Origin of the sequence: Streptomyces sp. NPDC101165, from assembly GCF_044768135.1 — a bacterium.
GTDB lineage: Bacteria > Actinomycetota > Actinomycetes > Streptomycetales > Streptomycetaceae > Streptomyces.
Window position 1 is genome coordinate 1 of sequence record NZ_JBIWPG010000046.1, and the last position, 12,979, is coordinate 12,979.

General features: G+C 67.4%; 14 protein-coding genes and 6 pseudogenes. 16 read left to right on the plus strand and 4 right to left on the minus strand.

Annotation, left to right across the window (positions count from 1 at the left end):
• Nucleotides 1–223 (plus strand): annotated as a pseudogene (locus ACIRVH_RS46165) (transposase family protein); the annotation flags it as partial.
• Nucleotides 224–251: 28 nt separating this feature from the next.
• Nucleotides 252–383: a hypothetical protein gene (locus tag ACIRVH_RS46170; RefSeq protein ID WP_403967097.1), complete on the plus strand. Its 132-nt coding sequence runs from the start codon at nucleotides 252–254 to the stop codon at nucleotides 381–383.
• Between the two features lie 693 nt (nucleotides 384–1,076).
• Here the strand turns inward: ACIRVH_RS46170 and ACIRVH_RS46175 are convergent.
• A complete protein-coding gene (locus ACIRVH_RS46175; RefSeq protein ID WP_403967059.1) occupies nucleotides 1,077–1,247 on the minus strand; it encodes a hypothetical protein in 171 nt (56 codons plus the stop codon).
• Between the two features lie 217 nt (nucleotides 1,248–1,464).
• Between ACIRVH_RS46175 and ACIRVH_RS46180 the strand changes: the two genes are divergently transcribed.
• From ACIRVH_RS46180 to ACIRVH_RS46205, 6 genes and pseudogenes are all read left to right on the plus strand, one after another.
• On the plus strand, nucleotides 1,465–2,010 hold the full coding sequence (locus tag ACIRVH_RS46180; RefSeq protein WP_403967062.1) for a hypothetical protein: 546 nt from the start codon (nucleotides 1,465–1,467) through the stop codon (nucleotides 2,008–2,010).
• A 122-nt stretch (nucleotides 2,011–2,132) separates the two neighbouring features.
• Nucleotides 2,133–2,318 (plus strand): annotated as a pseudogene (locus ACIRVH_RS46185) (ATP-binding protein); the annotation flags it as partial.
• A 118-nt stretch (nucleotides 2,319–2,436) separates the two neighbouring features.
• Nucleotides 2,437–3,201, plus strand: a complete 765-nt coding sequence (locus ACIRVH_RS46190; RefSeq protein ID WP_403967065.1) for a transposase family protein — start codon at nucleotides 2,437–2,439, stop codon at nucleotides 3,199–3,201.
• 68 nt (nucleotides 3,202–3,269) lie between these two features.
• Nucleotides 3,270–3,515: a DUF2283 domain-containing protein gene (locus ACIRVH_RS46195; RefSeq protein ID WP_403967068.1), complete on the plus strand. Its 246-nt coding sequence runs from the start codon at nucleotides 3,270–3,272 to the stop codon at nucleotides 3,513–3,515.
• A 219-nt stretch (nucleotides 3,516–3,734) separates the two neighbouring features.
• Nucleotides 3,735–4,115, plus strand: a complete 381-nt coding sequence (locus tag ACIRVH_RS46200; RefSeq protein ID WP_403967071.1) for a hypothetical protein — start codon at nucleotides 3,735–3,737, stop codon at nucleotides 4,113–4,115.
• 440 nt (nucleotides 4,116–4,555) lie between these two features.
• Nucleotides 4,556–4,630 (plus strand): annotated as a pseudogene (locus ACIRVH_RS46205) (ATP-binding protein); the annotation flags it as partial.
• 80 nt (nucleotides 4,631–4,710) lie between these two features.
• Here ACIRVH_RS46205 and ACIRVH_RS46210 read toward each other — a convergent pair.
• Complete coding sequence (locus tag ACIRVH_RS46210) at nucleotides 4,711–5,595, minus strand: hypothetical protein (protein ID WP_403967074.1); 885 nt, start codon at nucleotides 5,593–5,595, stop codon at nucleotides 4,711–4,713.
• Between the two features lie 200 nt (nucleotides 5,596–5,795).
• Between ACIRVH_RS46210 and ACIRVH_RS46215 the strand changes: the two are divergent.
• The 5 genes and pseudogenes from ACIRVH_RS46215 to ACIRVH_RS46235 all read left to right on the plus strand — a co-directional run.
• A pseudogene (locus ACIRVH_RS46215) lies at nucleotides 5,796–5,945 on the plus strand (ATP-binding protein); the annotation flags it as partial.
• Between the two features lie 217 nt (nucleotides 5,946–6,162).
• Nucleotides 6,163–6,588: a contact-dependent growth inhibition system immunity protein gene (locus ACIRVH_RS46220; protein ID WP_403967077.1), complete on the plus strand. Its 426-nt coding sequence runs from the start codon at nucleotides 6,163–6,165 to the stop codon at nucleotides 6,586–6,588.
• A 16-nt stretch (nucleotides 6,589–6,604) separates the two neighbouring features.
• Nucleotides 6,605–6,859: a hypothetical protein gene (locus ACIRVH_RS46225; protein ID WP_403967080.1), complete on the plus strand. Its 255-nt coding sequence runs from the start codon at nucleotides 6,605–6,607 to the stop codon at nucleotides 6,857–6,859.
• Nucleotides 6,860–7,072: 213 nt separating this feature from the next.
• On the plus strand, nucleotides 7,073–8,140 hold the full coding sequence (locus ACIRVH_RS46230; protein ID WP_403967083.1) for a hypothetical protein: 1,068 nt from the start codon (nucleotides 7,073–7,075) through the stop codon (nucleotides 8,138–8,140).
• A 213-nt stretch (nucleotides 8,141–8,353) separates the two neighbouring features.
• Nucleotides 8,354–8,572: pseudogene (locus ACIRVH_RS46235) on the plus strand (transposase family protein); the annotation flags it as partial.
• 20 nt (nucleotides 8,573–8,592) lie between these two features.
• On the opposite strand, the gene ACIRVH_RS46240 reads toward ACIRVH_RS46235, so the two are convergent.
• On the minus strand, nucleotides 8,593–9,357 hold the full coding sequence (locus ACIRVH_RS46240) for a transposase family protein (protein WP_403967086.1): 765 nt from the start codon (nucleotides 9,355–9,357) through the stop codon (nucleotides 8,593–8,595).
• 372 nt (nucleotides 9,358–9,729) lie between these two features.
• On the opposite strand from ACIRVH_RS46240, the gene ACIRVH_RS46245 reads away from it, so the two are divergent.
• The gene (locus ACIRVH_RS46245) at nucleotides 9,730–10,740 is read left to right on the plus strand and encodes a hypothetical protein (protein ID WP_403967094.1); all 1,011 of its coding nucleotides are present in this window, start codon (nucleotides 9,730–9,732) and stop codon (nucleotides 10,738–10,740) included.
• Nucleotides 10,741–10,949: 209 nt separating this feature from the next.
• Here ACIRVH_RS46245 and ACIRVH_RS46250 read toward each other — a convergent pair whose 3' ends face one another.
• Nucleotides 10,950–11,111 carry a hypothetical protein gene (locus ACIRVH_RS46250; protein WP_403967088.1) on the minus strand — a complete coding sequence of 54 codons (162 nt, stop codon included), beginning with the start codon at nucleotides 11,109–11,111 and terminating at the stop codon, nucleotides 10,950–10,952.
• Nucleotides 11,112–11,728: 617 nt separating this feature from the next.
• On the opposite strand from ACIRVH_RS46250, the gene ACIRVH_RS46255 reads away from it, so the two are divergent.
• Together ACIRVH_RS46255 and ACIRVH_RS46260 are read left to right on the plus strand one after the other, a co-directional pair.
• Entirely contained in the window at nucleotides 11,729–12,022 is a 294-nt protein-coding gene (locus tag ACIRVH_RS46255; RefSeq protein WP_403967091.1) for a hypothetical protein, read from the plus strand.
• Nucleotides 12,023–12,350: 328 nt separating this feature from the next.
• Nucleotides 12,351–12,764, plus strand: a pseudogene (locus tag ACIRVH_RS46260) (IS701 family transposase); the annotation flags it as partial.
• Between the last annotated feature and the right edge of the window lie 215 nt (nucleotides 12,765–12,979).

Here is a 12,979-nt window from a genome sequence, read left to right on the forward strand (position 1 = left end):
TGGGGTGTTGCGGGCTGAGTCGGTGTGGGTGGAGACGTTCACCGGGTTGCGGATGGGGCGGTTCGAGAGGCTGCTGCGGGTCGTGCGTGAGCGGGGTGGGAACGGTCCTGGTGGTAGCCGGCCGTGGTGTCTTCCGCTGGCCGAGCGGGTGTTGCTGGTGGCCGTGTACTACCGCACGAACCTCACGATGCGGCAGCTCGCCCCGCTCTTCGGCTGCTCAGCTGTGGCATACCCGCTACGCCATCACATCCGTGCCCGGACTGGGCCCGCGCCCCGCCGACCCCGAACGGGCCGCGGCCTGGGACGACCTGGACGCCCGCGTGCGCGCCCTGACCGGCCGCCGTCGCCCCTACCGCCTCCCGACGCCCCTGCCTCGGCCCTGATCGCCGCGGCCCTCAGCCACCTGGACACGCTCCCACCCACGGGCCAACTGCCCGACCGCCCGGCGCTACGCGATCCCTTCGGCGTCGCTCCCCTCTCCGACGGCGCGCTGGACGCACGCACGGCCCGCCGCACCCCGGCCGCCGCGCTCGCCGGTGAACGCACGCCGGAGTCCTGGAGGGAAGAGATCACCGCACCCGGTGAGGACGACGAGGACGAACAACGCGCCTGCACCAAGCTCCTGACCGCCATCAGCGACCACCGACGCCGCCACCACCGCGCGGGCCCCGACATCCTGGGACCACGACCACAAGGCCCAGGCGGCGAGGAATGGGACCACCTCACCGACGCCATCGACCTCTACACCCACGCCCGCATCCAACGAAGCCTGCAACAGATGCGGGAGCGCACGACAGCCGAACGCGCAGCCCTCCTGCCCGCCACCTCACCGATGCGTCGGCAGCCCCGCCGGGCAAGCACTTGCCCGGCCACCAACCCCCGACCCGATGAAGAACCAACCGCCGTGGCCGCGACGACGACAGCGCCGCCCTTACGGGCGATCACCGGCCATGCGGCGACCGTTGAGCCACGGGCGCCGCAGCGGGGTCATCCTGGGCCGACCGGCCCAACCAACCGCGCGAGCCGGGGGAGCGGGGCCAGTCCCTCGGGGCCACACCTGCTGGTACGCGCGCGGCTCAGAAGGCCACAGCACGCAGCGAGCTGAAGTCGAAGGCCTGATCCACCTCCCTGAGGATCACCGCGGCCGCGCGCCCCACCTCAGCCGGTACGTCGCCTCGTTCCGCGACGAGCCTGTCGTAGATCGGCGCATCACTAGCCGTCGGCCAGAAGCTGTCCTGCTGGTTCACTGCTGTGATCCCTCCCCGTGGTGGCAACGGGAAGTGAGTGTACGGGGAAGCCTGACGGGACGACCGTGCGCCCGCTACAGCGCACCGCCGGTGGACGAATGCCTGAGTTCAACGGGCAGGCGGGTAGCACATAGTGGACCGACATCATCGACCAAGCAGAATGGACGGCCGTGCAGTGACGACCGCACACCGCGAATCCTCCACATCCAGCGACGCCTTGACCGAGCGCCTGCCCGGGCGGGTTTGGACGGTCCGCCTCACCGGACACGGTGACCGCTCCGCCACGGTCTCCTGCAGCACTGCGGCGTGCCGCATGCCGCCCCGCTCCAAGGACGTTGCCACCCTGCGAACCTTCGCGGCCCAGCACGCAGCCGCACACGCGAAGGCCGCCACCGTCCGTCCCAACGCCTGGTGCCACTGCGGCTCCCAGCGGTGCGCATCTCACCCGGACACCAAGACGCACTGTGCGGGCGGCGTCGTACTGATCCTGCAGCACGACCCCACGGTGGGCCGTGTCTGGACCGTCGAGGAGGTGTGCGAGAGCTGCGCCCCGCTGATCCCGAACGCGGCCGTCGTCGCCCGCGCGGTCCGTCCGAAGCGCCCCACCCAGCCGCCTGTACAGGCGCCGGCCGCGCGGCCGGTCGTTCCTGGCGGCTTCTCCTCGGCCGCCGCCGGGCCCGCCGAGAGCCAGGCCGCGCCCGGACGGCGGAGGCGCCGCACTTCCCAGCCGTCCCGCCGCCAGCGCTCGGGGCGCGGACGCTGAACGCCGGGGGGCGAAGACCCGGCTGCCGAGGCCCGACCACGACGATGCCTCTCAGCCGCCGACGACGGGTGCCGGGCGGCGCGGATGACGCCTGTTCTGTACGGGCAGCGGCTCCCCACTCCGCGGTCGCGGCCTGCCGGGCCGGCTACTCGATCTACTTCACCAGCCCCGACGACATGGTCCGCACCCTTGCCGCCGCCGAAGCCGCAGGCCGCCTGATCAGCAAAGTCTGCACCTACCTCCGCCCCAGCGTCCTCGTGGTGGACGAGGTCGGCTACCAGCCCCTGGAACGGTCGGAGGCCAACCTTGAGCCTTTTCCAACCTGATGTGGCGCCAGGTTCCGGGGGGATGGGCTGTACGAAGTAGCGAATCTCCTGGTAGACGGGTTCACGACCAAGATCGCCCGTACGCGCCAGGAGCTTCGTTGTGCTTGTCTACCGATCAGCGATCGGTCTGTCCAGTTCGAGCCTGCGGTATCTGACCCGTCACCTGTCGGTACATCGCGAGCGCATCGGCAGCCGGTGGCGCCGGCTCACAGCTCGACGCCAAGCCCTGCTTGCCCTCGCGTACCTGCGCTGCGGGGACACCTACGCCGAGCTCGCCGCAGGCTTCGGGGTCGGTATTGCCACGGTGTACCGCTACGTCTGCGAGGCCGTCGAGGTTTTGGCTGAACTGGCACCCACACTTGCAAATGCCGTGCGGACGGCGGGGACCAAGGCGTTCGTCATCCTGGACGGCACCCTGTTGTCCATCGATCGCGTCGCCGCCGACCGCCCGTACTACTCAGGCAAGCACAAACGCCACGGCATGAACGTCCAGGTCATCACGGATCCGTTCGGAGGCCTTCTCTGGGCCTCGCCTGCCCTGCCGGGCGCCGTCCACGACATCAAGGCCGCGCGCACCCACGGCATCATCGACGCACTGACCCAAGCCGGCGTCCGGACCTGGGCCGACAAGGGCTACCAGGGAGCCCGGGGCACGATCCGCGTGCCCTACCGGGGCCGCTGGAGCACGCTCCCTGCCGGGAAGCAGGCCGTGAACACCTCCCACGCCAGGATCCGAGCCGTCGGCGAGCAGGCCAACGCCACCCTCAAGAGCTGGCGGCTTCTGCGCAAACTCCGTTGCAGCACTACCCGCATCACCGACATCGTCAAAGCCGTCCTGGCCTTGCAGCTCGCCGTGTCAGCATGACCTTGGCAACGCTCGCAGCACGGACAAGGGCAGTCCCGACAACAACTCCGCCAAAGAGCCGGCACGCTGTGGCAGACGTCAGGGTTACCTACGACAAGTCCGCGGATGCGGCGTACGTGGCCTTCACCGAACCGCAGGTCCGCGTGAAGGCCACGCACATGTACCCCTGCGACCCGGTGGACGTCGACGGCATGATCAACCTCGATTTCGACGAACACGGCCACCTCATCGGTATCGAGGTGTTGGCGGCCAGTTCAAAACTGCCTGAGTACCTGCTCCAGTCCGCGGAGCGCCTGGACACTGAAGGTGCATAAAGCTTGCGGAGCACGGCCGTTGCGGCCACCTCGCCGCGCGCTACCGCAGGTTGGAAAAGGCTCACTGGCGTGTGGCCACCAGTGGGGATCCCTCCTGGACGCCTGCGGGGGCAACTGCAAGGCCGTTGACATCAGGTCCAGGCCGTCAAGAGGATGGCTACCCTGATCCGGAGACGTGTCGTGCGTTCCCGGGCAGAACCTTCAGGGAGAGGAACCCCGTTGAAGATTCGTCGCGCCGTTACAGGCCTCGTGGGTGCGGCTGCCGCCGCTGGCCTGCTGTTCGCGGGTGCAGGGGTGGCGAATGCCACCGGATCGACCGGCTGCACATCACCCGATTACGTCCATCAGTACACGACGTACCACGGCACGATCTGTTACACCAACACAGGGTACGACAACCTGACCACATCGGGATTCTGGACAAGCGAGGTTTCCGCAGGGAATAATACCGGCTATATCGAATTTTATACCGAAGATGGATTCTATTCCACGTGGTACTTTAAACCGGGTATTCATCCCTTCATCCCTGCCGAGATCCCCAGCCTAAGAGGCGACGTGGTCTCGATGGTGGGACTTCACATCTCCTCCATCGGATCTTAGCCTCAGTGTCGGTGCTCTAAAGCGCTGCTTGATGCCCTGGCGTGCGGAAACGCGCTCATCGACGCAGCCGGTCGGTCCTAACGAGGCATCAACTGCCCCCGGGGTTTGCATTGAACATCCTGGACAAACCCCGGGGCTTCGTATTTCTGCCTCGACACGTCCAACGGCCCCGCCGTCATGGGTGCGGCCCGGAGTGGGGGTGAGATCCACAGCACCGCCCGAGCAGGGTTGGTGACGATCTGAGCCTGCCGGAAGTCCGACACTGGTTCCGGGCCCGCCAAGTCTGCGTCGACCATGAGCCTTGCTGATCGGTAGACAAGCACACGAAGCTCCTGGCGCGTACTGGCGATCTTGGTCGTGAACCCGTCTACCAGGAGATTCGCTACTTCGTACAGCCCATCCCCCCGGAACCTGGCGCCACATCAGGTTGGAAAAGGCTCCTTGTCTTCCAGGTGATCTCCAAACGCTACGAGAAGGGCTCGCTCATCCTGACCTCGAACAAAACATTCAGCAAAGCGCACATGTTCCGGTGAACGTGTGCCAGGCAGCGCCTAATCTGCACGGGTTCAGCCTTGATGCCGGGTCGGGTCTGCCGTCAAGGTGTCCGGCGACGCTCGCGCACAGTCCTGGCCGTCTCCCGCAGGATTTTGTTGTCGGATTCGGAGAGTCGAGCCAGAGCCTGCTCTGCCTCGGGCCCCGGGGTATTGCCGAGTGCCCAGATGGCTTTGGTCGCCAGCGCTCGGCATTCGTCGAAGTCGAGGTAGTTCGGCACCCATTGAGTGGAGAAGAACAGGGCCTCGGCCGCGTTCGCGGTCCGCAAGGTGCCCAGCGCGCTCACGACATCCTCGTGCTTGTAGTGCCAGTCCGCCTTGGCCAGGTGCAGTAGTGGTGTGAGGTGGTCTGTGGTGAAGCCGAAGGTGAAACTGACGATGAGTGCCATCTCGACATCGACCCCGTCGCGGCGCTGGATGGCATCACGCAACAGGTCCAGGCCGAGTTTCCGCCCGTCGGTAGTGCCGAAATGGGCTAGCACGGCGTCCTCGGGTGAACCCGCGCGTTCACGGCCTGGCACTATGCCCAAGGACAGGATGACTTCGTGTTGCTGGAGGCGGTCGGCGCGCGCAGTGCGGTGGTCGAGGTACTCGCTGCAGGCGATCCCTTGGTTGACCCACTTCGCGGGGTCTGCGCCGAAATCGCGCTCGCCGTGTTCGAGGGCTTCGGCGGGAGTTGGGACGATTGCGGCCTCGCCGAAGTCTTCTTCATCGGGGTCCGGGGGCGGGAATTCAGTGATGTCCCAGAAGGCGTCGGTGCCGATGTCTTGGACCTCGTGCAGGTAGATGCCGATGCCCTCGGAGCTGGGGGTCAGCGAGATCCAGCGGATCCCGTGCTGATCTTCGTCCTGGATGTCGCCGAGGAATTGCTCGACCTGTTTTCCTCGGTGCAGCGCTCCGATGGCGCATGCGTGGGTGAGGTGTCGCACCTCAGGTTCTCCATTCAGGCTGGTCGGGCAGGCGTCCTGCGTCGACGTGGTCGGACAGGTAGATCATGACGCCTTCGGGGTTCATGCCGAGGGTCGCGGCGGCAAGTTTGGGGTCCAGGGTGTTGACCAGGTTGGCCAGGCGGGTGCACCGCCGGGTCGCAGGGCAAATCCGTGCAAAGGAACAAGTGCCAGCCCCAGTTGAATGGGGCCAGGTCTTCGGTGACGAGGTGCTGGCCACCGCCATCCTTGACCGGCTTCTCCACCACTGCGACGTGATCTCAATCAACGGCCCCTGCTACAGGCTCAAGAACCGGCTCGCCGCCATCGAGCGGGACACCCAAGTGGCCTGACCAGCGAGAGCAACGGCGTCCACCACCGGATAACCGAAATCTCCGGCAGCGGCTGCTGCCATTCACCCAGCTCGGCAACGAGTACCCGGCGGGCCAGCTGCGGGGTCCGACTCCACCCCTCATCGACGGATCGCTCGGCTGCTGCGGTCACTTGCCGACTTGGACCACCGGTTGACTGCGACGGAGGAATGTCGATCGAAGGTTGAGAATGAGTCCCATGGACCGTCTGCTGCACCTCGATCGCACGCTCGATGAGCTGGACCTGCCCTGTTGGACGCCTCCTGCCGCTGGCGCGACCCATTTGGTCCGCAAGGTGCATGAGTTGCGGCGCGTTCCGCTGGGCGAACTGATTCCGGCGGATCTGCGCGTCCTCATCTCGCAGCGGGTGGCTCTGCCGTACGTTCTTCCACTCGCAGTGGGCTTGCTACTCAAGGAGCCGCTGCTTGACGCGTACTTCTACGAGGGCGACCTACTGCTCGCCGCCGTCAATGCCCCCGCTTCGGCCTGGGCCCTGCTGCCGGACCTCGGCGCCCGGCTGCGCACCGTGATCACGACCCTGCCGGCGGCTGCGGTCGCCGACCTGCCCCGCGGCGCCGCTGAGGAGCTCGCCGGCTTCGTCGCGCGGCCCGAATCGCCTCGCTGACCCGATGAAGGTGCGGGTGACGGAATCCGTGAAGGGGCTAATGACGCGAACCTGGGATTCGTCGGCAGTAGACAGCGACCTCGAGGATCTCGTCGTCCTTCGGCAGGCCGTCGACCTACTGCCTGAGGACGTCACGGCGGAGAACGGTCAGACAGTCGGGGATGTCCGCGAGGGCATCGAACGCCAGGAGTGGGAGATGGTGCTCGGTGTTCTCATCGAGACCGGAGACCTCCAGCCCGCGGCCCGGGGGTTTCTGGGAACTTCTTGCTGAGGCTGCTCGGCAGATGATGCTCGACCGCAGCCGCCGCTGGTGCGAGTGGCGAGGTTTCCGCAGAGCGGCCCTGCTGGGCGCTTGGCTGCCGGTTCCCCGCCGGGCAGATGCAGCACCCGGCACGGCTGGAGGTAGAAGTCTGACCTGAACGGGTGGGGCCCGGGGCGATCGCTCCCCGGGCGGCGGGCGGGATGGCGGCCGATAATGGATGCCGTGGACTCGCCACAGAAGTCCAAGGCGAAGGGCATGACGAAGGCCAAGACCTCGGACCTGGCGTTCTGGCCGTTCAGCGCGCGGATGGCCCTGTTCCTGGCGCCCCTGCTGCTGGTCGTGCTGGTCGTGGCCTGGGGCGCCGCGCGGACCGCGCTGGGCCTGGACACCGCGTCGGCCGGCTGGGTGCTGCTGGGCATCGTCGGCCTGAGCCTGCTTCCCGTGCTGCTGGTGGTCCTGAGCGGGGTCGCGTCGACCGGCGGGTCGGTGGAGCTCGGCGCCGTCAAGATTGCCCTGACGGCCGCCGCCGGGTCCCAGCGGGGCCTGGCGGTCCCCCGGAACGTGGTCCCGCAGCTCGGCGTCTCCCTGGCCGACGCCGGTGGCGTCGAAGCCACCGCCTCGCTGCGGAACCTGCGCGGAACCGAGGTGGCGGTCGTCGACCTCGAGGACGGCCACGCCTGGTGGGAGACCCGGCTGATGCTGCTGTGCGCCGGCGCTACCCGGCTCGGCCGGCCCTCGGTCGTCGTCTTCACGGCCCAGCAGCAGGGCAGGGCCGACCAGTTCATCGGCTGGGCCCGCCCGGCCGACCTCCTCGAATGCCTTCAGGAGAGCGATCCGGGCCTGCGTAAGGCGTACCTCCAGGCGTCCGGGCAGGCGGTGGCGGTCCGGCTCGCCGAGCCGACGCTGCAGCCACCGCAGACACGGCCGACGACCTCGGCGCTCATGGGAGATCTCGGACTGCAGGGCTTGCGGTACATGACCCACCCTGCGCCGCGAAACGAGCTCAACCCACTCCTGGAGGAGCAGCTGCTTGCGAGGAGCATGGCCGGCTTCGAGGCGTTGCCCGCCGAGATCGACGTCCCCCGGCTGTACCAGCTCTTCACACCGGTCCTGCACACCAAGGCGCTGGAACGCACCGACGACGACGCGGCCTGGCTGCGCGCGGCCCTCCTCGACGATGGCGACTACGTGGCCTTCACCGACTCGGGCCGCTACACGGGCATCATGTCGGGCGCCGCCGTCGCTCGGGCGGCCCTGCTGGCGCTCCTCCCACCCGACGCGGGGGCGTGAGGGGCGACCGGGTCTGGTAGCGCAAGAGATCAAGGTGTCACAGGACAGCCGGTTCACATCGATGTGTGGTCTCGGGTAGCCGGGTCACGGCAGCGTGCCGGCTACCCGACCACAGGACGGCAGAGGTGGAGTCGGGGCCGTGACCGAGCGCGCTGCCCAGCAGTCCCCACCGACCCGAGTTCAGCTCTGCGCTCTGCGGGACCTCGCTCATGGGCGGAGCCCTGGGTGACGACACCCCGGAGACGTCCCCCAGGCCGTGACCTCACACCAACTCAGCGAACCGGTGCCCGCGCTCTCGCGACAGCGCGGGCACCGGTGGAGCGAGGTGTGGCCCGCCTGAAGTCCTGGCGGGTCTTTGGCAGGGCTCGGTGCAGCCCCAATCGAAAATCGTCAATTGCCGCGGCCGTCCTCACCCTGGAGCGGCAACGCTGAAGGAGCTCAGTGAGCCGTTTTCATCCTGAATATGTGCAGGTCATCAGGGTGTGGACGGCTTGAACTGCTGTGCCGATGCGGCGGGTGGAACAGCGTGCTCGCCGTAGCAACCGCCAGGTCTTGAGTTGGGCGAAGGCGCGTTCGCCGGGGGCGCGGAGACGGGCGTGGTCGCGGTTGAACTGCTGGTAGTGGGCGGGTTGTTCGCGGTGGTGGTAGTACGGGGTGCGGACGGTGGCGCCGGCGCCTTGGTAGGCGCGGTCCGCCAGCACGAGAATCTGTCTCGTGAGGCAGGCTTGGACGATGCCGTGCACGCGGGCTGCGGTCAGGTCGTGTGCGCGGCCCGGCATTGCGCGGGAGAACCACAGCGGTGTGCCGTCCGGACGTGCGATGACCTGGATGTTCATGCCGTGCTGCTTGTGTTTCTGGGAGTAGTACGGCTCGTCCGCGGCGATGCGGTCAATGGGGATGAGCGTGCCGTCGACGATGACGAAGTCCCCTTCGCCCAAGCCGACGAGGGCCTCGTGCAGACCGGGCGCCCAGGAGGCCAGGACCTCAAGAGTTTCGTGCACGTACCGCCACGCGGTCGCGGTGGAGACACCGAACCCCGCCGCGAGCTGGGGCAGCGTCTCGTTCTTGCGCAGGTGTTCCAGCGCCAGCAGGGCCTGCTTGAAGCAACCCAACTTGCGCCATCGCGAGCGACGTTCACACCTTCGGGCATAGATGAGCCACGAGACATGCTCAACCAGCTCATGCGGGACATCGATCGTGGCACGATACGGGACCAAGCGAGGCTCCTCGGTCGATGCGTGGGTGCGTAGAGAACACCACCGCAACGACCAGGAGCCTCGTCTCGTCACCCACCCCACTGACCTGCACCTTCACCCCTGCAGGACAGGATGAAAACGGTTCAGTGTCTGGCGTGCCACCACCCGACTGTGGGCCCGCTCGCAGCGCGTCCAACTGCTTCCGGCCGCTGGCGCTGGTGCGTCGTCGGCCGGAAGCACGGACGGACAACCTTGTGGGCAGGTTGTGAGTCTCCTGATCGATCACGCCGTGATCGGACCCACGAGGAGACCGTCATCAACGCCATACGCAAGACCCTGACCGCCACCGCCGTCGTCGGCGCCGTCCTGGTGGGCTCCGCCGCCTGCGGAACGGTGGAGCAGCTCTCAGCCGGCAAGAAGCTCGACCGGGCCTTCGAGAAGCTCGGCAAGAAGAAGACGCTCTCCTTCGCGCTCGACTTGGACACCGACATCCCGTCCCTGAAGGCGCTGGACGCCGCGTCCGAGCCCGCGCCCGGCGAAGAGATGCCGGATGAGGCCGCCGAGTTGATCAGTGGTATGAAGATCACTGTCACCGTGGAGTCGAAGAAGCCGATCGACGAGTCCGGTGAGACGGACTTCGTCGGCATGGCCATGAAGATCAGCAACCCGGACGGCGACCTCGCCGAGTACCGGGTGATCGGCGACTACGCCTACGTCCGTGCCGACACCGACATCCTCGGCAAGATGATGGGCACCCCCGTGCCGGCCGCCGAAGACCTGCCCCCGGAGGCCGGGGCGATCAAGAACGTCATCGAGGGCAAGTGGGTGAAGTTCAGCACCAAGGAGATGGAGAAGGCCGCCGCGGAGGGCCAGGGGGCCCAGGGCGGTCCCGCGCCAGACCCGTCCCTTGACGCCAAGACGCAGAAGAAGCTCGTGGAGGCCCTCCGCAAAGTCGTCGCCCGCGAGGTGGACTTCAAGACAGCCGGCGGTGGGGACGGCACCGAGCACGTCACCGCCACGGCGCCCTTCCGTACACTGATCACTGAGCTGCTCGGCGAGATCCGCCCGCTGGCGAAGGAACTGCCGCCCGGCATGGAGCTGCCGACGGACAAGGATCTGAAGGACGCCCCGACCACCGCAGTGACGGCGGACTTCACGCTCAAGAACGGTGAGCTGACCGAGGTGGACGTGGACCTCGCCAAGCTGGCCGAGAACGCCAAGGTCAAGAAGCTGGGCCTGACCATGCGGATGGGCGATGGCGCCAAGCCCACCGCCCCGTCCGGTGCCACAGAGCTGGACCTGAACGAACTCATGAAGGACTTCTTCGCCGGCCCGGCGACGAGTGACGGCGAGTTCGCCGACAGCGACCTCGCCGACCAGGACTTCCCACAGGACGAGTTCTGATCACGCCGAGCTCGTACGAAGCGGGCGCCACATCCGCACACTGAGCAACCACCGGATGCGCACCACAGGCGCTGAGGGATTCGCGGTCCCGGTGGATCTGTAGTGCGCTGGTTCGCACGCACCCAGCACAGGTTCAGGCGCGCGCTGCCCTGCCCGCCGGTGGCTCGCGGCCGACCGGCGTGCAGGGATCGAACGGCCTGGGCGGCAGGTCATGGAGCGGCGCAGTCCATGGCGAGGTCTCGGTAGGGCAGTTCGGCGGTGGGCAGGTCGGTCACGCCGAGGTGTTCCTCGGTCTGCCGCACCGTGACGGCCGCCGAGTCCGGGTCCGCGCTGATGACCTCGGTCTCGACGAAGACCCCGACTCCTGCCACCGCGTCGATGCTGAATCTGACGCCCAGGCGCAGAGGGTGTGCCGGTAGGCCATCCGGTGCTTCTCCACCCGTACCAGGCGCCGCATGCCGATGTTCGCCAACAGCTGGGAGGCCTGCTCCGCCTGCTCGAAGGTCGGCAGGACGTTCGTCTCCTTCTTGGAGATCATGTTGTCGTTGCTGTGCGTGGCTTCAGTGGACGGCGGCTTGTAGGTGATCTCGCAGAAGTCGCGGCGAGATCTTCGACGCCTACTGCATGGACCCCGTCACCTGCGAGCCTCTTCCCAGCAGTGCGGGAGCATCCGTGACCGCAGTTGGCGACCGTGCGATACCGAGGGATAGTCTCGCGCTCGCATTGATCACCATCCAGCACTCAACAACGGGGATTCACAGGCATGTCGACGCCTCCACCGCAGTACCAGAATCAGCCGCCCTACGGGCCGCCGCAGCAACCCTACGGATACCAGCAGCAGCCACAGGCGCCGTACGGACACCCGCAGCAGCCACAGCCACAGGCACCGTACGGACACCCCCAGCAACCGCAGTCTCCCCGTGGGCCGCAGCGGCCGCAGCCGGGCGGTCTGGGGCGGATGCTGAGGTCCGCCGTTATCGTCATAGCGGTGTTCGGCGCCGTCGGTTACTGGGTCTGGGACTACAACACCGATCCCAACGGCGGTAAGGCGAAGAAGGAGGCCGAGGCGGCGTTGCACAATCCCACCATCGGCGACTGCGTCAAGGTTGCGGACCCTCAGGGCAGTCCGGTTCCGACGGTCGTCGACTGCGACTCTCCCGAGGCCGAGTACAAGATGGGCGACCGGGTGGTCGCGAACCAGCAGTGCGGGGCCGAGTACGACTACGGCATCAAGGTCACCCGCCGGGGCCGCGGCTCCACGATGTGCTTCACCAAGCTCTGAGCCTCTGATCCCGTGCGGGGCCGCCGTTCGCAGGAGCGGGCGGCGGCCGTGCGGGCACCTCGGGCCAACCGGCCTCCCGCCCACGGGACGTCTGAAGCGCCTCACCCGGTACGCCTCCGAGTAGCTCGGCAAGTGCGGTTGCCGTGTCGGGAGCGTCGGCCAGCCACCAGGTGCCGGACTCCAGCTGGAAGGGATACCGTGAGGCCCTCCAGAGCGGTCGTAGGCCGTGGCCTTCACACCAGTCCCGGTGTTGGCGTTCGGCGAACTCCAGGGTGCCCGCCGCCCAGGAGTAGACCTTCCCGGATGGCCTTGTCCCCCCTCGCAGCCCTGGCGTGAGGGCAGCAAAGGCATGATGACCTCGCGGTTCGGCGTGCTCGAGGTGCGGCCGTCGGTGAAGGAAGCCTGCCGGACGGCCCAGGAGCAAGCCGGCGGACGCAGCCGGTGGGACGGAGTTCTGCCACTGCGCACGCTGCTGGTCGAGCAGGCCCCAGCAGCGACCGGGCCGACCGGTTACTGGATGACCAACCTGCCCGCCATCACCCCAATTGCCGACCTGGTGCGGTGGGCCAAGATGCGCTGGCGGATCGAGCACGACTACCGCGAACTCAAACACGGCCTGGGCCTGGACCACTTCGAGGGCCACACCTGGCGCGACTGGCACCATCACGTCACCCTCGTCACCGCCGCCCAGGCCTTCCTCACCCTGCGGAGGCTCGGCCCAAAAGCCCACATGCCGACCTGACCCTCTACCAAGTCCTCGACATCCTTCAGGACCTGCTGAGGTGCTGGACCGGCACCTGCACCACCTGCGGCCGTCCCCTCACCACACGCAGAAGCAGAGCCAGAATCCAACAAGGCACTACTAGTACTGCAACGGTGCTTGTTCTGATTGCTGGCTAGTTTTCAGGGGCTGTGGCCGCGTCGTTTGTAGTGGCTGATGCGGGCTTGGTGTTGGCG